Origin of the sequence: Burkholderia sp. Ac-20365, assembly GCF_017104715.1 — a bacterium.
Taxonomy (GTDB): domain Bacteria; phylum Pseudomonadota; class Gammaproteobacteria; order Burkholderiales; family Burkholderiaceae; genus Paraburkholderia.
In genome coordinates this window covers 23,339-40,044 of record NZ_JAAGPI010000040.1, presented here as the reverse complement: position 1 = coordinate 40,044, position 16,706 = coordinate 23,339, and the positions used below count along the sequence as shown (strand labels likewise).

Genomic DNA, 16,706 nt, shown 5'->3' with positions numbered 1-16,706 from the left:
ATGCCCAACGTCGCGCGGCTGCTGTTGCGGCTGCATCTCGCTTTCTGTCGATCAACCGCCGTCGCCATGCTGGCAGGTGCGCTGGTAGTCGCGGCGGCTTTGCTGTGGCTTGCGCTGTTGCCGGCGCTCGCATCGCGCATCGATCAGCAAACACGCGCAGTGGCTCGCGCGCGCAACGCTCCGCCGCCAAAGCCTGTGGTGAGTGCGCCGGCACTGGCCGCCGCGCGCCTGTCGGCGTTCTATGCAGCGTTGGGCGACGCGGCGCACAGCGAACAGATCGTCGCGCATCTGTTCGACGCTGCCGACGAAACGGGCGTCACGCTCGACAAAGCCGAATACAAACCGGCGCGTGACGCGGCAGGGCGTTTTGACACCTACACGATCGTCTTGCCGGTGAAGGGCGACTACGCGCGATTGCGGCGCTTTTGCGAACAGGTGTTGCTGCGCGTGCCGTATGCCGCGCTCGACGATATGCGCTTCCGGCGCAGTTCGGCCAATGACGCGGCCGTCGAGGCGAGTCTGCGGTTTACGGTCTTTCTGCGTCCCGTGATGTCGCCGGATGCAGGCGAGGCGCGCCGATGAAGCGTAAGCACGTGATTCTCGCTCTGGCCTTTCTGCTCTCGGCAGGGTTGCTCGCATTCGGCCGCACCAATCGCGCCGATCAGGTTGTCGAAGCGATGCCTCGCGCCGGTGCGCATGCCGCGACGCCCTCCGCGCGCACGACGATGGCCGCGGAAGTGGTCGGTATCGCGGCACTGCGCGCACGCACCGAACTGCTCGGCGCGACGACGGGCGAGCCACACGCGCTGTTCGGCAGCCGCGCGATGGCGTCGCCCTTGCCCTCCGCTGCGCCCGCCGGTGCGGAAGTACCGCCGCTGCCGCCGGAACCGGCGGTACCCAGCCTGCCGTTCACGTATCTCGGCAAGCAGGGCGCCGACGGAAACTGGGAGGTGTATCTGACGCGCGGCGACGAGACCTTGATCGTGCATGACCAGATGGTGATCGACGACACGTATCGCGTCGATGCGATCAGGCCGCCGACCATGACGCTGGTCTACTTGCCCCTGAAACTGGTTCAAACCCTGGATATCGGCAGCGCCGACTGATGAACGCAATCAAAGGAAGTGAATCGTTGGCTACGCCATCTGCAATATCGTCCGCCATGCGGAACACGCTGCGCACGCTTGCGTTGCTCGTCATCGTGCCCGTCCTGCTGGGCGGTTGCGCGGCCGAGCGCGCGTATCGCGACGGCAAGGATCTCGTCGCCCAGGGCAAGGTCGATGAAGGGCTGGCAAAGCTGCAACAGGCCGTGACGCAAGACCCGCGCGACGCGCACTACCGTGCCGCGTGGCTCGCCGAGCGCGAGGACGCCGTCGCGCATCTCGATGAGGAAGGCGACCGTCTTGCCGCAAGCGGCGCGCGCGGGGCGGCGCGCAAGTCGTATCAGCATGCGCTGACCATCGACCCCGCCAACGAGCGGGCGCTGTCGGGCATCACGGCGCTCGATAACGCGGTGCGCATCGACGGTCTTGTGGAGCGCGCTGAAGCGCTGGCCGCGAAGCAGGACATCGACAATGCGCGCGGCCTCGTTGCGAAGGTGCTGACGGAAGCGCCCGCGCACCCACGCGCGCTCGCGCTGCAACGCAAGCTGGGCGCCGATACGGGCTTTCTGCGCGTCGAAGCCGCGCTGGCGGGCGCGTATCGCAAGCCGGTGCGGATCGATTTCAAGGATGCGCCGCTCAAACAGGTGTTCGACGTGATCTCACGCAGCGCCGGGCTCAACTTCCTGTTCGACAAGGACGTAAAGACCGATCAGCGCACCTCGATCTATCTGCGCAACAGTACGATCGAAGCCGCCGTGCGCTATGTGCTCGCGACCAACCAGCTCGCGCAACAGGTGCTCGACGAAAACACAGTGCTGATCTATCCGAACACGCCCGCCAAGCTGAAGGACTATCAGGAACTGGCCGTGCGCACGTTCTTTCTGTCGAATGCCGATGCGAAGACGGTCGCCAATACGCTGAAGACAATCGTCAAGTCGCGTGATGTGGTTGCGGACGAAAAACTCAATGTGGTGATCGTGCGCGACACGCCGGACGCGATCCGCATGGCAGAAAAGCTCGTCGCGCTCGAAGACGTTCCCGAGCCGGAAGTGATGCTCGAAGTCGAAGTGCTGGAAGTGCAGCGCAACAGCATGCAGGATCTCGGCATCGCATGGCCGTCGTCGGTCACGTTCACGCCGACGGCTGCGGGCAGTACGTTTGGCGCGATCAGCTCGGGCAGCGGTTCGTCCGGGTCGTCGTACTCCTCTTCCAGCAGTTCGGGTGCGTCGCCCGCGCTGTCGCTGCACGATCTGCTGAATCAGACGTCGCGCACCGTCGGCGTGTCGTCGCTACAGGCAACCGTCAATGCGAACCGCCAGGACTCGAACGCGAAGCTGCTGACCAACCCGCGCATTCGCGTGCGCAACCACGAGAAGGCGAAGATCCTGATCGGCGAGCGGGTGCCGAACATCACGTCGACGGCGACGTCCACCGGCTTCGTCTCGCAGTCGATCAACTATCTCGACATCGGCCTGACGTTGAACGTCGAACCGACCATCTATCTCGACGATACCGTCGGCATCAAGGTGTCGCTCGAAGTCAGCAGTTTGCTGAACCAGATCACGGGGTCGTCAGGCACGACTGCGTATGAGATCGGCACGCGCACGGCCAGCACGGTGCTGCAGTTGAAGAACGGCGAGACGGATGTGCTGGCGGGTTTGATCGACAGCCAGGAGCGCACGTCCGGCAACAAGATTCCGGGCCTCGGGCAATTGCCTGTGCTGGGCCGTCTCTTCGGCGCCACCACCGACGACGACAAGAACACCGAAATCGTCCTGTCGATCACGCCGCACCTGGTGCGAAACATCCGGCATCCGGACGCGTCGCTTGCGTATTTCACGTCCGGCACCGAGACGAATATGCAGAGCATGGTCAAGTCGAACGGGATCGTGACGCCGGTGCCTTTGAATGGCTCTTCGGCGACGACGCAGGCAGCGGATTTCGGCGCGTCAGGGCAACGTGCTGCGTCGGGCTATCCGCAGACCGGGGCCAACTCGGCCTATGGCGCGAACGGCACGAGCACGGGCTCATACGGCGCGTCGGCAGGCACAGGCGCCTATCTGGGCGCGGACACGACGCCGCTCGTCGGAGGCGGCGGCGTGCCGGGCACGGCCGAAATGTCGATTCAGGGGCCGCCGCAAGTGAAGACGGGCGATTCGGTGACGGTTGCGCTGCTGATGCAGGCGGATCAGCCCGTCACGAGCGCGTCCGCGACCGTGAGCTACGACGTGTCGAAACTGCAGTTCACCGGCGTGACGGAAGGCGATTTCCTCAAGCAGGGCGGCGCGCAGACCAGCTTCTCGAACCGCGTCGCGCAGGGCGGCCAGTTGATCCTCGCCGACTCGGCGCCGGGCGGCTCGGGCGGCTCCACGCAGGCCACGTTCGCCGTACTGAGCTTCAAGGCGCTGGCGCCTGCCGCGCAGACGTCGATTCAGGTGCAGCCCGGCTCGGTGCTCGGCGTGGGCGGCATGTCCGTCACGATGCAGCCGCCGTCGGCCTACAGCCTGAGCGTAGGCGCGCGATGACGAAGGCCATCGTGTCGTTCGCCGCACCGCGCCGCGCGCGCGGCTTCACGCTGATCGAACTGCTCGTCACGCTGGCGATTCTCGGCGTGCTTGCCTGCATGACGGTGCCCGTCGCGCAGGTCATGCGGCAGCGGGAGCGCGAGCAGGAATTGCGCAGCGCGCTGCATGAAATACGCGGCGCGATCGACGCGTACAAGACCGCGAGCAAGGACGGCCGCATCGCGAAAGAGGCGGGCGCGACGGGTTATCCGCCCGCTCTGGACGTCCTTGTGGACGGCGTGAAAGATCAGACCGATCCGAAAGGACACAAGCTGTACTTCCTGCGCCGCATTCCGCGCGATCCGATGAACCCCGATGCGCAACTCGTCGATGCCGCCACGTGGGGCAAGCGCGGCTATGCAAGCGAAGCCGACGACCCGCAGGAAGGCGACGATGTGTACGACGTCTATTCGACGTCGGTAGGCATCGGGCTCAATGGCATTGCGTACCGCAGATGGTGAGCACGATGTCAACGCGCGCGCGTTTTTCAAAAGGCTTCACGCTGATCGAACTGCTGATTGTGCTGTCGGTGATCGCGCTGATGCTCACGATCGCTTTGCCGAACTACTTTCATTCGATCGACGCATCGAAGGACAAGATACTCGCGCAGAATCTGCTCGCGACACGCGATGCGATCGACAGGTTTTACGGCGATGCGGGCCGCTATCCGGATTCGCTCGACGAGCTTGTCGAAAAGCACTATCTGCGCACACTTCCCGTCGATCCCATCACCGACAGCACGACGACGTGGCACATCGTGCCGCCCGAGGAACCGCTGCCCGGCAAGGTCTACGACATCAAAAGCGGCGCGCAGGGCGTGGACAGCAACGGCAAGCCCTACGAGGCGCTTTAGCCATGCGCAGAGCAAAAGCGCGCAACGCGCAACAGGGTTACGCGTATCTCGCGCTGCTGATCCTGATCTCGATCATCGGTGTCGCGGCGGCGGCGACGGTGCAGCTTGGCTCCGTCTATCAGCGGCGCGCGGCCGAACGGGAATTGCTGTTCGTCGGCGGCGAGTTTCAGCGCGCGTTGCTCAGCTATGCGCTGGCGACGCCCGTGGGTCAACCGAACCAGCCGCGCACGCTCGACGAACTCGTGCGCGACCCGCGCTATCCGAATGTCGTGCGGCACCTGCGCAAGCTGTATGCGGACCCGATGACGGGCAAGGCCGACTGGGAACTGGTCCGCTCGCCCGATGGACAGACGATTGTCGGCGTGCATAGCGCGTCGCATGCGCGGCCCATTCAGGTCTCGCACTTTTCGGGGGAGTTTCGCGGCTTCAACGACGCGAAAACCTACGGAGACTGGGTGTTCGTCGCCCGGCTGCCCGTCGCGGCGCGCGACGGCGGTCCGTCTGCAGGGCCGCCGTAGCGGCTTGCGCGAAGCGTCGCCGCGCAGGCCCCGGATTGCGTGACGCATGCGAGCGGTCAGCTCAACTTATACGAACTCGCGCCCGTTCCCGCCAGGTTGCCGCCGTCCACGATCAGATACTCAGGGCGGATTGGCCGTCCTTCGAAGAAGCACTGCAGAATTTCGAGCGTGCCCGCAGCGTAACGCGCCTGACCCGACAGCGAACTACCGGAGATATGCGGCGTCATGCCGTTGTACGGCATCGTGCGCCACGGATGATCGACAGGCGCCGGTTGCGGAAACCACACATCGCCCGCATAACCCGCCAGTTGTCCGGATTGCAGTGCTTTTACGATGGCATCGCGGTCGCACAGCGCGCCGCGCGCAGTGTTGATCAGATACGCGCCGCGCTTCATGAGGCCCAACATCCGCTCGTTGAAAAAGCCTTCTGTGGACGGATAAAGCGGCATCTGCAGATTGATGACGTCGCAGACCTTGACGAGATCTTCCGGTGTTTCGTGATGAATCAGGCCGAGTTCCGCTTCGACTTCGGCTGCGAGACGATGGCGCTGGTGATAGTGCAGCTTGACATCGAACGGCTTGAGTCGACGCAACACGGCGAGGCCGATTCGCCCTGCGCCAAGCGTGCCGAAATGCATCCCTTCGAGGTCGTAGCTGCGGCTCACGCAATCGGCGATATTCCAGCCGCCATTCACCGCATACTGATGCGACGGAAGATAGTTTCGTACCAGCGACAGCACCATCATCACCACATGCTCGGCGACGCTGATGCTGTTCGAGAAGGTTTCTTCGGCGACCGTGACGCCATGTGCCGCAGCCGCCTTCAGATCGACGTGATCCGAACCGATGCCCGCCGTCAGCGCGAGCTTGAGCTTCTTCGCTTTGGCAATCCGCTCCGCCGTCAGATACGCGGGCCAGAAGGGCTGCGAAATCACGACGTCGGCATCGACCAGATGTTTGTCGAAGGTGGAATCCGCGCCGTCCTTGTCGCTCGTCACGACGAGTTCGTGACCGTGCGCTTCCAGATAGCTGCGCAGGCCCAGTTCGCCAGACACGCAGCCTACGAGTTCGCCCGGCTTGAAGCCGAGCGGCCCTTGCGGAGACGGCACCGTTTGACCGTTCGGGTAGTGAGTGATGACGGGAATGTCGTCACGCACATAAGCGGGCGGATAGCCCGTTACGGGGTCTGGGTAGAGAACACACAATACTTTTGCCATGCCAGTTCCTCGAGGACGGTGAGCGCATGTCGCGCGTCAGGGTCCTCATTCAACTCCGACTGGTCGATGGCGTCTTTCGAATATGCACGAGTATCGAGTGCATCTCATCGGTCCGCTCGACGAGTCGATCACTGCATGGTCAGGATGATCTTCCCGACGTTCGCCGACGACTCCATGCGCCGATGCGCGTCCGCTGCGCGCGCGAGCGCAAACGTGCTGTCGACAACGGGTTCGAGGCTCGCGCCGCCTTCGAACCGATCGAGCCAGTGCTCGCGAAAACGCTGCACCATTGCATGCTTTTCTTCCTGCGGGCGGGACTTCATCACGGTTCCCTTGATCTGAAGATGTCGATAAAGGATATCGTCCAGCGAAGCGGAAACGTGTCCGCCGCCGCCGAGAATGCCGACCTGAATCAGCCGCCCGCCGTTGGCAAGCGACGCCAGATTGCGCGCGAAATACGGCGCGCCCACGAAGTCGATCACGACATCGACGCCGCGGCCTTCCGTGCGCTTTGCGATGACTTCGGCGAAATCCTCGCTGCGATAGTCGATCACGACATCGGCGCCCAGTTGCGAGATGCGTTCGAGCTTGCTTCCTTCGGCTGTCGCGAACACGCGTGCGCCTGTCGCATAGGCCAGTTGTACCGCCGCCGAGCCGACACCGCCCGCTGCGGCGTGAATCAGCACCGAGTCGCCGCGGCGCAGATTGCCCAGATGCAGCATTGCCTCATGAGCGGTGACAAATACTTCGGGAATCGCCGCGGCATGCACGTAGTCGAGCGACGCGGGAATCGGCATGGCCATGCGCCAGTCGATACGCGCGAGTTCCGCGTAAGCGCCGCCGCCGACTACGCCCATCACGCGATCGCCTACCTTGTATCCCTGCGTGTCGCGGCCCGTTTCGATCACTTCGCCGGCTATTTCGAGGCCCATGATGGTCGAGTCACCGAAGTTCGGCCGTCCGTAGCCGCCGTGCCGGTGGGTGAGGTCGGCGCGGTTCACGCCCGCGGCGTGTACGCGCACCAGCAGATCGGTGGGGCGCACTTCGGGTGCGGGTGCGTCGGCGAGTTGAAGCACGTCGGCTTCACCGAACTGTTCGAATGCGATGGCTTTCATGATTGCGATTCCTTCGTTGCACGCGCTGCGTCGCGGTCGATGTCATGTTGATCGGCGAGCGTGGACTGCGCGACCGCAGACGCTGAAATGGCCGCTGGAAAGCCCGCGTAGAACGCGAGATGCGTGATCGCGGCTGACAGTTCATCGTGCGTGACGCCGTTGCTCACCGCGCGGCGCAGATGCGCGGGCAATTCGTCGAGATGACCGCCTGCGATCAGCGCGGCGACCGTGATCAGACTGCGGTCGCGCAGTGCGAGCGCCGGGTCGTTCCAGATCTGCGGATAAAGCGTGCTGTCGACGAACGCCGCGAGCTTCGGCGTAAAGGCGCGCGCGGCTTCGCGCGGGCTGCTGAAATCGGTGTGTGACATGGCTGCGCTCCTTTTATGCCTGGCTGATGAACTTGCGCGTGAGGTAGTACTCGATGCCTTCGGTGCCGCCTTCCGAGCCATGCCCGCTTTCCTTCATGCCGCCAAACGGCAGTTCCGTCGCGATGATCCGATACTGGTTGATGCCGATCATGCCGGCTTCGAGTCCGTCGGCGACGTCGATAGCGGTGCGTGCGCTTTGCGTGAATGCGTAGGCTGAGAGGCCATAGGGCAGGCGGTTTGCTTCGGCGAGTCCGTCAGTGAGGGTGTCGAACGGCATCAGCACGGCAATCGGGCCGAACGGTTCTTCACGCATCACGCGAGCGTCCATCGGCACATCGGCGAGTACCGTGGGCTCGAAGAAGAAGCCTTCGCGATCGATACGTTTGCCGCCCGCGAGCACCTTTGCGCCGCGCGCCACTGCATCGGCGACCAGTTCTTCCATCTTGGCGAGCTGGCGTGCGTTCGCGAGCGGCCCGACCTGAGTGCCCGCTTCGATGCCATCGCCGACTTTCAGTGCGTTTGCCGCACGTACAAAATGCTCGACGAACACGTCATAGACGCCGCGCTGGATCAGAAAACGCGTCGACGAAATGCAGATCTGGCCGGTACCGCGGAAACGGTTCGCCGCGCCTTCGACGGCGGCTTTTTCGACCTCGGCGTCTTCGAATACGAGCACAGGGCCGTGGCCGCCGAGTTCCAGCGTGATCGGCTTGACGCCTTCGGCGGCGCGCGCCGACAGCAGGCGGCCGATCGGCACCGATCCCGTGAAGGTGACCTTGCGGATCACGGGCGATGCGATCAATTGCTTCGACACTTCGTCAGGCACGCCGAATACGACTTGCAGCACGCCTTTGGGCAGACCGGCATCGTCGAGCGCGCGGGTCAGCGCGAGTGCCGTCGCGGGGCTTTCCTCGCCCGGCTTGATGATGACGCTGCAACCCGCCGCAAGCGCCGCAGAAAGCTTGCGCGCCGGTGTGATGGCAGGGAAATTCCACGGCGTGAAGGCAGCGACCGGTCCGATTGCCTGCTTCTTCACAAGCTGTTGCACGCCGGGGCGATTCGACGGCACGACGCGGCCGTCGATGCGACGTGCTTCTTCGGCGAACCATTCGAAATACTCGGCGGCGCGCAACACTTCGTCGCTGCTTTCCGCGAGCGGCTTGCCTTCTTCGAGCGTCATCAGTTGGGCGATATGCGGCGCGCGTTCGCGGATCAGATCGGCGGCGCGCTTGAGGACGCGGGCGCGTTCGGCGGGCACGGTGTTGCGCCAGACGTCGAAAGCGCGTTGCGAGGCGACCAGTGCGCGATCGAGATCGGCGGATGTGGCGAGCGGCACACGGCCCAGTTCGCGCTCCGTAGCGGGATTGACGACGGACGCCGTTGCGCGCTGGCTGGCGGCGATCCATTCGCCGTCGATGAAGAGATAAAGCGGATCGTAAGTTGCGTTCATGATATGCACCTGTGCTTTATGAATATTTCGTTATCCGGAGTAAGTGGACGTCTCGTTGCCGTCGTGAATGCCGCGCCAGGGTTTCGAATATCGGATGGCTCAGCGAAGCGTCTAACGAGTGCCTGACTACGGAACGAAGTCTATGCGTGAAGCGCGAGCGCTTTTAGTGGGGCGGGAAAGAATCAATCTTTCCGCTGGAGGGAAAATCCTGAATCGTGAATAGAACGGTCGTGCATTACCGACCTGACGACTGCAGGATAAGACTCTCGCGTGTCATGATGCGGCTTGCGCAGACGCCGGGCGTTCCGGAGCGGGCTGAAATACGCTCCGGAAGAACAATGAAAGATCAGCGAGGTCGGGTGGAATGGACAAGCTTTACAACATGTCGGTGTTCGCGAAGGTCGTCGAAATGGGAAGCTTCACGGCGGTCGCGAATCATCTCGACACGACGGTGGGTAATGTGTCACGCGCCGTTTCGGTGCTCGAAGAAGGCCTCAATACGCGTTTGATGCAGCGTTCGACGCGGCGTCTCGTCATCACCGACGCGGGGCGGCGCTTTTACGAGCGCAGTATCGCGATCCTCGCCGATCTGGAACACGCCGAAGCGGAGGCGCGCGACGCGCTGCTCGAACCGCGCGGCACGCTGCGTGTGCATGCCGTGCCGGGTCTTGGCCGTCAGTTGATCACGCGTGCGGTGCTCGCTTACCGCGACGCTTATCCCGATGTATCGGTCGATCTGTTGCTGTCGCAACGTATGCCGAATCTGCTAGAAGAACAACTGGATCTCGCGGTTGTGATTGCGCGCGCGTTGCCTGATTCGGCCTACGTGAGCCAGCGAATCGGCGCGAGTCATTGTGTGCTGGCTGCGTCGCCCGCTTATCTCGAGAAGCATCCCGCACCGGAGCGTCCCGAAGATCTGGCCGATCACACGTGCATCCTGTTAGGTACCGTCGATTACGCGCCCGACGAATGGCAGCTTGAAAGCACCCAGGGGAATGCAGCGTATCGCCCGGCAGGGCCGCATTTCAGCGTAAACGATATGGAGGCAATGGGCGTTGCGCTGCGCGACGGCGCTGGAATCGGCTTGCTGGCCGCGTTTTCCGCTATCGACGATTTGCGCGACGGCAAGCTTGTGCGCGTATTGCCGCAGTATCACACCTGTGAGCGCAGCGTATATGCAATGTACTCGTCGCGACAGTTCGTGGATGCGAAGATCAAACGCTTTATCGACATGTTGAAAACGCATGTCGGCGCTGAACTGGCCGCGTATGCGCAAGAGCTTGGAATAGCCGTTGCGGATGCCGGTGCGTAGCGCTATTTCCTCAACTCTCCCGGCCCTTTCCCTGTCCACCGCTTCAACGCGCGGCGAAAGTTTGCTGCGTCGCTGAAGCCTAGCAGCATCGCGACATCCTCGGTGCTCATCTTCGTCGTTTGAAGATATTCGAGCGCGAGCGAGCAACGCACATCATCTACGATTGCAGCAAACGATGTCGCTTCCGCTTCGAGATGCCGTCGCAAGGTACGGCTGGTCATATTGAGCCGCGTCGCCACTTCTTCCATGCCGGGAAAAACGCCGGGCGTGCTCATCAGGATCTGATAGACCTCGCCGGACGTTCCCACTGATGTCTTCGCCTGCCCGATCAGCCGGTCGCAGGTTTCCTGCAACAGCGTTGCAGTGAGTTGATGCGCGAGTTGCGGCTTCTGGTTCAGTATCGCGCTGTCATAAATGAGTTCGCATTGCGGTGCGTCGAACACACACGGGCAGCCCAGATACTGCTGATAAAGATTGGCATGAGCGGGCGCCGGATACGAAAAGCGCGCCTCGAGCGGTGGACAGCTATGTCCGGCGACATCCTGAAGATGCGTGACGTGCTGCGTAAACTGCTGCTCGATGATGAATTCACGCAACTCGCGCGAAGGACTCGAAACAAAAGCATCCGGAAAGGTCCACACCGCTTTGTCCGGATACTCGGTCCATTCGATCGTCACGGTCGGTGTTGCGAGACCATGGTATTTGACGCCGAAGCGGAAGTAATCGCGCAACGAAAGACACGACATCAACGCGTAGCCATACATCCCATACGCGGACAGATGCAGGCGCGAGCCGACCTTGAACGGCGTGGCGGGATCGGACGACAGCACCACCGCGTTGCGGGCCACGATCGCGTACTGGCGGACCGACGTCATGACTGACGCGTCATTCAGCTGATCGAGGCTCAGGCCGCTTCCCTTCAGGCTGTCTTCGGGCGCAATGCCTTGCTCCGCCAGCACTTCGACGAGGGCGGCGATTTTGTACGGCGCGTAAATGCGCTCGTTGATCGGGGGGCGAGTCGACGCCATGCAAGCTCCAAAAGAATGTCCTTCGAAGACATCCTCGTGTCCGGAAATGACCTTACGGGCGCCATCGTATCCCACTAAGATGGGTATTCACAAGCGTTGCGCCTTTAACAGGTAAGCCGGGCCAACGCATCGATACAACCTCGGAGACAGCGTGCGCGGTGCTATGTCAGCGCGCAGCGGCGCAGCGCCGCGCACGCCGGACAGATCAGGAATTTGCAATGAGCGACACCAGCCGCAAGGTCATCATTTCGTGCGCCGTCACGGGCGCAACCCATGTGCCGTCGATGTCCGAACACCTTCCCATCACGCCCGCACAAATCAGGGATCAGGCCATCGAAGCGGCGGAGGCCGGGGCCGCGATCATCCACCTGCATGCGCGCGATCCCAACGACGGCCGCCCGACGCCGAGTCCGGAAATTTTCAAGGCCTTCGTTCCAGCGATTGCCGAAGCGACGGATGCGGTCATCAACATCACGACAGGCGGCAGCACGCGCATGACGCTGGAAGATCGTCTTGCGTATCCGCGCATGCTGAAACCCGAAATGTGCTCGTTGAACATGGGCTCGATGAACTTCTCCATTCATCCTGTGGCGGCGAAGATTTCTTCGTGGCGCTACGGCTGGGAGAAGGATTACGTTGAAGGTATGGAAGACATGATCTTCCGCAATACCTTCAAGGACATTCGCAACATTCTTCTGGAACTGGGAGAACACGGCACGCGTTTCGAATTCGAATGCTATGACGTGGGGCATCTGTACAACCTTGCGCATTTCGTCGAGCAAGGTCTTGTGAAGCCGCCATTCTTCATTCAATCGGTATTCGGGATTCTCGGCGGATTGGGCACGGACCCGGAGAACATGGTTGTCATGCGTTCGACGGCAGACAGGTTGTTTGGCCGCGAAAACTACCACTTCTCCGTGCTCGGCGCGGGCCGGCATCAGATGCCGCTCGTGACCATGAGTGCGATTCTGGGCGGCAATGTGCGTGTGGGCCTTGAAGACAGCGTGTATCTGTCGAAGGGCGTGAAGGCAGAGACGAACGCGCAACAGGTCCGTAAAATCCGGCGAATTCTTGAAGAGCTGTCGTTCGAGATCGCCACGCCTGCCGAGGCGCGCAAGATGCTCGGACTGAAAGGCGCGGACAAGATCGCGCTATAGGCTTGCACGCTTAAAACACAAAACTATTCGAACGATACTGGAGACAACGTCATGGATACCACTTCCATCGAGCATCGCATCGAACAACTGCATCGGCTGGCCACGCATAAGGCCATGCTCAGGCTGATCCCGCTGATGTGCGCGATCTACTTCATGTCCTTTCTCGACCGCACCAATGTCGCGCTCGCGAAAGTTCAGCTTGCCGCCGACGTGGGCATTAGCGCCGCAGCATATGGCTTCGGTTCGGGCATTTTCTTTCTCGGCTATGCATTGCTCGAAGTGCCGAGCAATCTTGCCGCTCACCGTGTCGGTCCGCGACGCTGGATTGCGCGTATCGCGGTGACGTGGGGCATTCTGTCCACCGCGATGATGTTCGTGCAGGGCCCGTCTTCGTTCTATGTATTGCGCGTGCTGCTCGGCATTGCGGAAGCAGGTCTTTTCCCCGCGCTGATGTACATGGTGACGTTGTGGTTCGCACCGAATGATCGTCCTGTCGTGGTCGGCTGGATCTATATCGCGCCCGCGCTCGCCTTGATGCTCGGCAGTCCGCTGGGCGGCGCGTTGATGCAAATGGACGGATTCGGCGGGCTGCACGGCTGGCAATGGATGTTCATGATCGAAGGCATTCCGAGCGTGATCGTCGGCATCGTATTGTTCTTTGCGATGCCGGAGCGGCCGCGTGATGCAAAGTGGCTGTCGGCGGAAGAGCGCGATGTGCTCGAAACGCATGCGGTCATCGACGTGCACGGACGCGCCGAGTACTCGTCAGCGAACTGGATTGCCGCACTCAAGCGGCCCACAACCGTGCTGATCGGCCTGATCTATTTTCTGAATCAGGTAGCCTTCGTGGGGCTGTATTTCTTTGCGCCCGCGATCGTCCATCAAATGCATGTCGATTCGCCGCTGCTGGTCGGCCTGCTCGCCGCGAGCGTCGGGCTCGGGTTCCTGCTTGGCGTGCTGGTGCTACCGCGCATTCATCGCCGGCTGACTAACGATTGCCTGTTTCTCGGCGTGCTCACCGCTGGGCTTATCGTCGGCGCGTGCGCTTACCTTGGCGTGACGAGTCCCGCTGCGCGTATCGGCCTGCTCACGGTAACGGCATTCTTCGGCGGCGGCGTGCTGCCGTCGTACTGGGCGATTGCGATGAAACGCTTGCAAGGTATCCAGGCCGCAGCGGGTCTCGCGTTCATCAACACAATCGGCCTGATTGGCGGCTTTGTCGGGCCATATCTGTTCGGGATGGCCGAGACATCTTCCGGCCGCAGCGATGCGGGCTTCACGGTGATTCTCGTCGCTGCGGTGCTCGGCCTCGCGCTGGTGCCGCTGCTGGCGAAAGCCATTCGCAATGAGGATCGTGTAGCGTCTCCGCGCGAAACAGCCGCGCAGTTGAAACCATAACGGAGTTTGCGTTTTCTGGAAGGAATAGATCAACAATGAGATTGAACGGAAAAGTCGCCATCGTCACAGGCGCGGGGCAGGGAATCGGCGCAGCAACAGCATTGAAGTTCGCGCGCGAAGGCGCCGTCGTGATTGCGTGCGACATGAACCTCGATTCTGTCGAGACAGTTGCGCACATGTGCCGTGAAGCGGGTGCGAAGGCACAGGCATTCGCCGTCGACGTCACGCAGCGCGCGCAAGTGGATGACATGGTGGCAAAGGTGCGCGATACCTTTGGTCGCATCGATGTCGTCGTGAACAATGCGGGCATCACGCGCGACGCGCGTTTGCAGAAAATGACGTTGCAGCAGTTCGACGATGTCGTCGACGTCAATCTTCGCGGCGTTTTTCACACCGCACAGGCAGTCGTCGATCCGATGATCGAACAGGGTTCGGGTGTGATCCTGAACGCAAGTTCGGTAGTGGGTATTTACGGCAATTACGGACAGACTAATTACGCGGCGGCCAAGTTCGGCGTGATCGGCTTCACGAAGACGTGGAGCCGGGAACTCGGTCCGAAAGGCATTCGCGTGAATGCTGTTGCGCCCGGTTTCATCGATACGCCTATTCTGAAGACCATTCCGGAAGACGTGCTCGCAAAGATGCGTGAAGACGTGCCGTTACGCCGTCTTGGCACGCCGGAAGAGATCGCGAATATTTACGCGTTTCTGGCAAGCGACGAAGCGAGCTATATCAACGGCGCGGTAATCGAAGCGACGGGCGGATTGACGTTGTGATCCGTTTGCATATATCGAAGAGGCAGCAGCATGAATATCATTGATCTTCTGAAACCGCAGCCGGGTTTGCGTGTGTTCGTTTCGGCAGGCGCAGCGGGAATTGGCGCGGCTATCGCCGAAGCCTTTCTGCAGGCGCAGGCAAAGGTTTATATCTGCGACGTGAATGCGTCGGCAATCGATAGCGCTCAATCGCGGTTCCCGGCGCTTCACGCCGGTATCGCCGATGTGTCCGATCAGGCGCAAGTCGATGCCGTCATCGACGATGCGAGGCAGAAACTCGGCGGACTCGATGTGCTCGTCAATAACGCGGGCATTGCCGGGCCGACGGGTGCCGTCGAAGATCTCGATCCCGCGCAGTGGGAAAGCACGGTGTCCACCAACCTCAACAGTCAGTTCTATTTTCTGCGCAAGGCAGTACCTGTGTTGAAGGCGACGTCGGACTGCGCGAGCATCATCGCGATGTCCTCGGTGGCGGGGCGTCTTGGCTATCCGTTTCGCACGCCGTATGCATCGACGAAATGGGCGATCGTGGGCATGGTGAAATCACTGGCCGCGGAATTGGGGCCTGGCAATATCCGCGTGAATGCAATCTTGCCAGGCGTCGTGGAAGGCGAACGGATGAACCGCGTGATCGCCGCGCGCGCCGACGCACTCGGTATTCCGTTCGACGCGATGCGCGACGAGTACCTCAAGAAGATCTCGCTACGCCGTATGGTGACCGTCGACGATATCGCGGCAATGACGCTATTCCTTGCGTCGCCAGCGGGAAGCAACATTACGGGGCAGGCGATCAGTGTCGACGGGAATGTCGAGTACCTTTGACGACTTGCTGTGCATCACGAGCGGCCCGACCATCGCGATGTCAATCTGCTCACGCGCCGGCACTAGAATTCGCCCGGCGCGTTGCGTCACTACTTGGTGGTGTACCCGCCGTTGATCAAAATAGTTTGACCGGTGATCCACCAACCGTCGCTGACGAGATGACGGATGAACGGCACCACATCGCCTATATCCGTCAAGCCTGTTTTCGTGAACTTCGACAAAGCGGCTGCCGTCTTGTGGTACGCAACCGCGTCGTCGCCCTCAGCGGGATAGAAGAACGGCGTATCCATCGGGCCGGGGCCCACTGCCGTGACGGAGATACCGCGCTCGCCGAACTCCTTCGCCGCTGCGCGTGTGAAATGCTCGACAGGCGCCTTGGTGCCTGCATACGCTGCGTAAAAAGGTGTGAATGCACCGAGCAGCGAAGTCACGAGCGTCACGATCTTGCCGTTGTCGTTCACATGTTTGCCCGCCTCACGCAAAAAGAAGAACGCCGTTTTCGAGTTCACGGCGCTCATCTCGTCGTATTCGGCTTCGCTGATTTCCGTGAACGGCTTCTTCAATACCTTGCCGACCGTGTTGATCGCAATGTCGGGGCGGCCGACAGCCGCAATCGCGTCCGCAAAGAGCTTTTCGACTGCGTCCGCGCTGGCCAGGTTTGCCTGAAGCGCCACGGCTTCAGCACCGGATTGTTTGATCGCGGCAACTGTCTCCTCTGCCGCCGCTTTCGAGCTGGCGCTGTTGTAGTGGATCGCGACCGCTCTCGCGCCGTGTTCAGCAAGATCGCGCGCAATCAGTCCGCCGAGATTTTTCGCACCGCGGCAATCAATACCGTTTTGCCCTGGATGTCATGCTTAGCCATCGTTTCATCTCCAGATCGGAGGAACTGCCCCATGCAGTTCCCCTCTCTAGCGGATGATATATTCTAGAAATCGCTTATAAAGTGGCTGATTCTGACAGCACCTGTCAGAGATTGCGACCAATCGTCGTAATGGATAGCCTCGCCGGGCAATCATTGGGCAACC

Annotated in this window: 16 protein-coding genes and 1 pseudogene; 11 read left to right on the top strand and 6 right to left on the bottom strand. The window is 61.6% G+C overall.

The annotated features are described in order from the left end of the window. The 6 genes from G3O01_RS37805 to G3O01_RS37780 are packed head-to-tail and all read left to right on the top strand — an operon-like array spanning position 1 to position 5,038. Positions 1-582: a hypothetical protein gene (locus G3O01_RS37805; protein WP_241024625.1), complete on the top strand. Its 582-nt coding sequence runs from the start codon at positions 1-3 to the stop codon at positions 580-582. Continuing rightward, the gene (locus G3O01_RS37800; protein ID WP_205812227.1) at positions 579-1,106 is read left to right on the top strand and encodes a hypothetical protein; all 528 of its coding nucleotides are present in this window, start codon (positions 579-581) and stop codon (positions 1,104-1,106) included. The genes G3O01_RS37805 and G3O01_RS37800 overlap by 4 nt, the downstream gene beginning before the upstream one ends. Positions 1,107-1,162: 56 nt before the next feature. Next, on the top strand, positions 1,163-3,628 hold the full coding sequence (locus tag G3O01_RS37795; protein ID WP_241024623.1) for a secretin N-terminal domain-containing protein: 2,466 nt from the start codon (positions 1,163-1,165) through the stop codon (positions 3,626-3,628). Continuing rightward, positions 3,625-4,128 carry a type II secretion system protein gene (locus tag G3O01_RS37790; RefSeq protein ID WP_205812217.1) on the top strand — a complete coding sequence of 168 codons (504 nt, stop codon included), beginning with the start codon at positions 3,625-3,627 and terminating at the stop codon, positions 4,126-4,128. Before G3O01_RS37795 ends, G3O01_RS37790 begins: the two co-directional genes overlap by 4 nt. Further along, positions 4,122-4,520 (top strand): type II secretion system protein, encoded by a 399-nt coding sequence (locus G3O01_RS37785; RefSeq protein ID WP_205812216.1) that lies wholly within the window; start codon positions 4,122-4,124, stop codon positions 4,518-4,520. Before G3O01_RS37790 ends, G3O01_RS37785 begins: the two co-directional genes overlap by 7 nt. 2 nt (positions 4,521-4,522) lie before the next feature. Further along, complete coding sequence (locus tag G3O01_RS37780; RefSeq protein WP_205812215.1) at positions 4,523-5,038, top strand: type II secretion system protein; 516 nt, start codon at positions 4,523-4,525, stop codon at positions 5,036-5,038. A gap of 56 nt (positions 5,039-5,094) precedes the next feature. Here the strand turns inward: G3O01_RS37780 and G3O01_RS37775 are convergent, their stop codons facing one another. The 4 genes from G3O01_RS37775 to G3O01_RS37760 all read right to left on the bottom strand — a co-directional run bounded on the left by G3O01_RS37775 (position 5,095) and on the right by G3O01_RS37760 (position 9,188). Further along, positions 5,095-6,255, bottom strand: a complete 1,161-nt coding sequence (locus G3O01_RS37775; RefSeq protein ID WP_205812214.1) for an NAD-dependent formate dehydrogenase — start codon at positions 6,253-6,255, stop codon at positions 5,095-5,097. A 128-nt stretch (positions 6,256-6,383) separates the two neighbouring features. Next, complete coding sequence (locus tag G3O01_RS37770; protein ID WP_205812213.1) at positions 6,384-7,370, bottom strand: NAD(P)H-quinone oxidoreductase; 987 nt, start codon at positions 7,368-7,370, stop codon at positions 6,384-6,386. Next, complete coding sequence (locus G3O01_RS37765) at positions 7,367-7,738, bottom strand: carboxymuconolactone decarboxylase family protein (protein ID WP_205812212.1); 372 nt, start codon at positions 7,736-7,738, stop codon at positions 7,367-7,369. Before G3O01_RS37765 ends, G3O01_RS37770 begins: the two co-directional genes overlap by 4 nt. A 13-nt stretch (positions 7,739-7,751) precedes the next feature. After that, a complete protein-coding gene (locus tag G3O01_RS37760) occupies positions 7,752-9,188 on the bottom strand; it encodes an NAD-dependent succinate-semialdehyde dehydrogenase (protein WP_205812211.1) in 1,437 nt (478 codons plus the stop codon). A gap of 364 nt (positions 9,189-9,552) precedes the next feature. On the opposite strand from G3O01_RS37760, the gene G3O01_RS37755 reads away from it, so the two are divergent. Continuing rightward, positions 9,553-10,500: a LysR family transcriptional regulator gene (locus G3O01_RS37755; RefSeq protein WP_205812210.1), complete on the top strand. Its 948-nt coding sequence runs from the start codon at positions 9,553-9,555 to the stop codon at positions 10,498-10,500. 2 nt (positions 10,501-10,502) lie between these two features. On the opposite strand, the gene G3O01_RS37750 is transcribed toward G3O01_RS37755, so the two are convergent. Further along, entirely contained in the window at positions 10,503-11,528 is a 1,026-nt protein-coding gene (locus G3O01_RS37750; RefSeq protein WP_205812208.1) for an AraC family transcriptional regulator, read from the bottom strand. A 218-nt stretch (positions 11,529-11,746) separates the two neighbouring features. Between G3O01_RS37750 and G3O01_RS37745 the strand changes: the two genes are divergently transcribed. Genes G3O01_RS37745 through G3O01_RS37730 form a run of 4 tightly spaced genes read left to right on the top strand, consistent with a single transcriptional unit; the run spans position 11,747 to position 15,681 of the window. Then, complete coding sequence (locus tag G3O01_RS37745; protein ID WP_205812206.1) at positions 11,747-12,685, top strand: 3-keto-5-aminohexanoate cleavage protein; 939 nt, start codon at positions 11,747-11,749, stop codon at positions 12,683-12,685. Positions 12,686-12,736: 51 nt separating this feature from the next. After that, the gene (locus G3O01_RS37740; RefSeq protein WP_205812204.1) at positions 12,737-14,083 is read left to right on the top strand and encodes an MFS transporter; all 1,347 of its coding nucleotides are present in this window, start codon (positions 12,737-12,739) and stop codon (positions 14,081-14,083) included. 35 nt (positions 14,084-14,118) lie between these two features. After that, positions 14,119-14,859 carry a 3-oxoacyl-ACP reductase FabG gene (fabG, locus tag G3O01_RS37735; protein ID WP_205812196.1) on the top strand — a complete coding sequence of 247 codons (741 nt, stop codon included), beginning with the start codon at positions 14,119-14,121 and terminating at the stop codon, positions 14,857-14,859. A gap of 30 nt (positions 14,860-14,889) precedes the next feature. After that, the gene (locus G3O01_RS37730; protein ID WP_205812189.1) at positions 14,890-15,681 is read left to right on the top strand and encodes an SDR family oxidoreductase; all 792 of its coding nucleotides are present in this window, start codon (positions 14,890-14,892) and stop codon (positions 15,679-15,681) included. 89 nt (positions 15,682-15,770) lie between these two features. On the opposite strand, the pseudogene G3O01_RS37725 reads toward G3O01_RS37730, so the two are convergent. Then, positions 15,771-16,543: pseudogene (locus tag G3O01_RS37725) on the bottom strand (SDR family oxidoreductase). Positions 16,544-16,706: the final 163 nt, after the last annotated feature.

Bases quoted from the DNA above. Each gene is read 5' to 3' on its own strand.
- G3O01_RS37805 (WP_241024625.1), top strand. From the start codon at position 1: ATGCCCAACGTCGCGCGGCTGCTGTTGCGGCTGCATCTCGCTTTCTGT.
- G3O01_RS37800 (WP_205812227.1), top strand. From the start codon at position 579: ATGAAGCGTAAGCACGTGATTCTCGCTCTGGCCTTTCTGCTCTCGGCA.
- G3O01_RS37795 (WP_241024623.1), top strand. From the start codon at position 1,163: ATGCGGAACACGCTGCGCACGCTTGCGTTGCTCGTCATCGTGCCCGTC.
- G3O01_RS37790 (WP_205812217.1), top strand. From the start codon at position 3,625: ATGACGAAGGCCATCGTGTCGTTCGCCGCACCGCGCCGCGCGCGCGGC.
- G3O01_RS37785 (WP_205812216.1), top strand. From the start codon at position 4,122: ATGGTGAGCACGATGTCAACGCGCGCGCGTTTTTCAAAAGGCTTCACG.
- G3O01_RS37780 (WP_205812215.1), top strand. From the start codon at position 4,523: ATGCGCAGAGCAAAAGCGCGCAACGCGCAACAGGGTTACGCGTATCTC.
- G3O01_RS37775 (WP_205812214.1), bottom strand. From the start codon at position 6,255: ATGGCAAAAGTATTGTGTGTTCTCTACCCAGACCCCGTAACGGGCTAT.
- G3O01_RS37770 (WP_205812213.1), bottom strand. From the start codon at position 7,370: ATGAAAGCCATCGCATTCGAACAGTTCGGTGAAGCCGACGTGCTTCAA.
- G3O01_RS37765 (WP_205812212.1), bottom strand. From the start codon at position 7,738: ATGTCACACACCGATTTCAGCAGCCCGCGCGAAGCCGCGCGCGCCTTT.
- G3O01_RS37760 (WP_205812211.1), bottom strand. From the start codon at position 9,188: ATGAACGCAACTTACGATCCGCTTTATCTCTTCATCGACGGCGAATGG.
- G3O01_RS37755 (WP_205812210.1), top strand. From the start codon at position 9,553: ATGGACAAGCTTTACAACATGTCGGTGTTCGCGAAGGTCGTCGAAATG.
- G3O01_RS37750 (WP_205812208.1), bottom strand. From the start codon at position 11,528: ATGGCGTCGACTCGCCCCCCGATCAACGAGCGCATTTACGCGCCGTAC.
- G3O01_RS37745 (WP_205812206.1), top strand. From the start codon at position 11,747: ATGAGCGACACCAGCCGCAAGGTCATCATTTCGTGCGCCGTCACGGGC.
- G3O01_RS37740 (WP_205812204.1), top strand. From the start codon at position 12,737: ATGGATACCACTTCCATCGAGCATCGCATCGAACAACTGCATCGGCTG.
- fabG (WP_205812196.1), top strand. From the start codon at position 14,119: ATGAGATTGAACGGAAAAGTCGCCATCGTCACAGGCGCGGGGCAGGGA.
- G3O01_RS37730 (WP_205812189.1), top strand. From the start codon at position 14,890: ATGAATATCATTGATCTTCTGAAACCGCAGCCGGGTTTGCGTGTGTTC.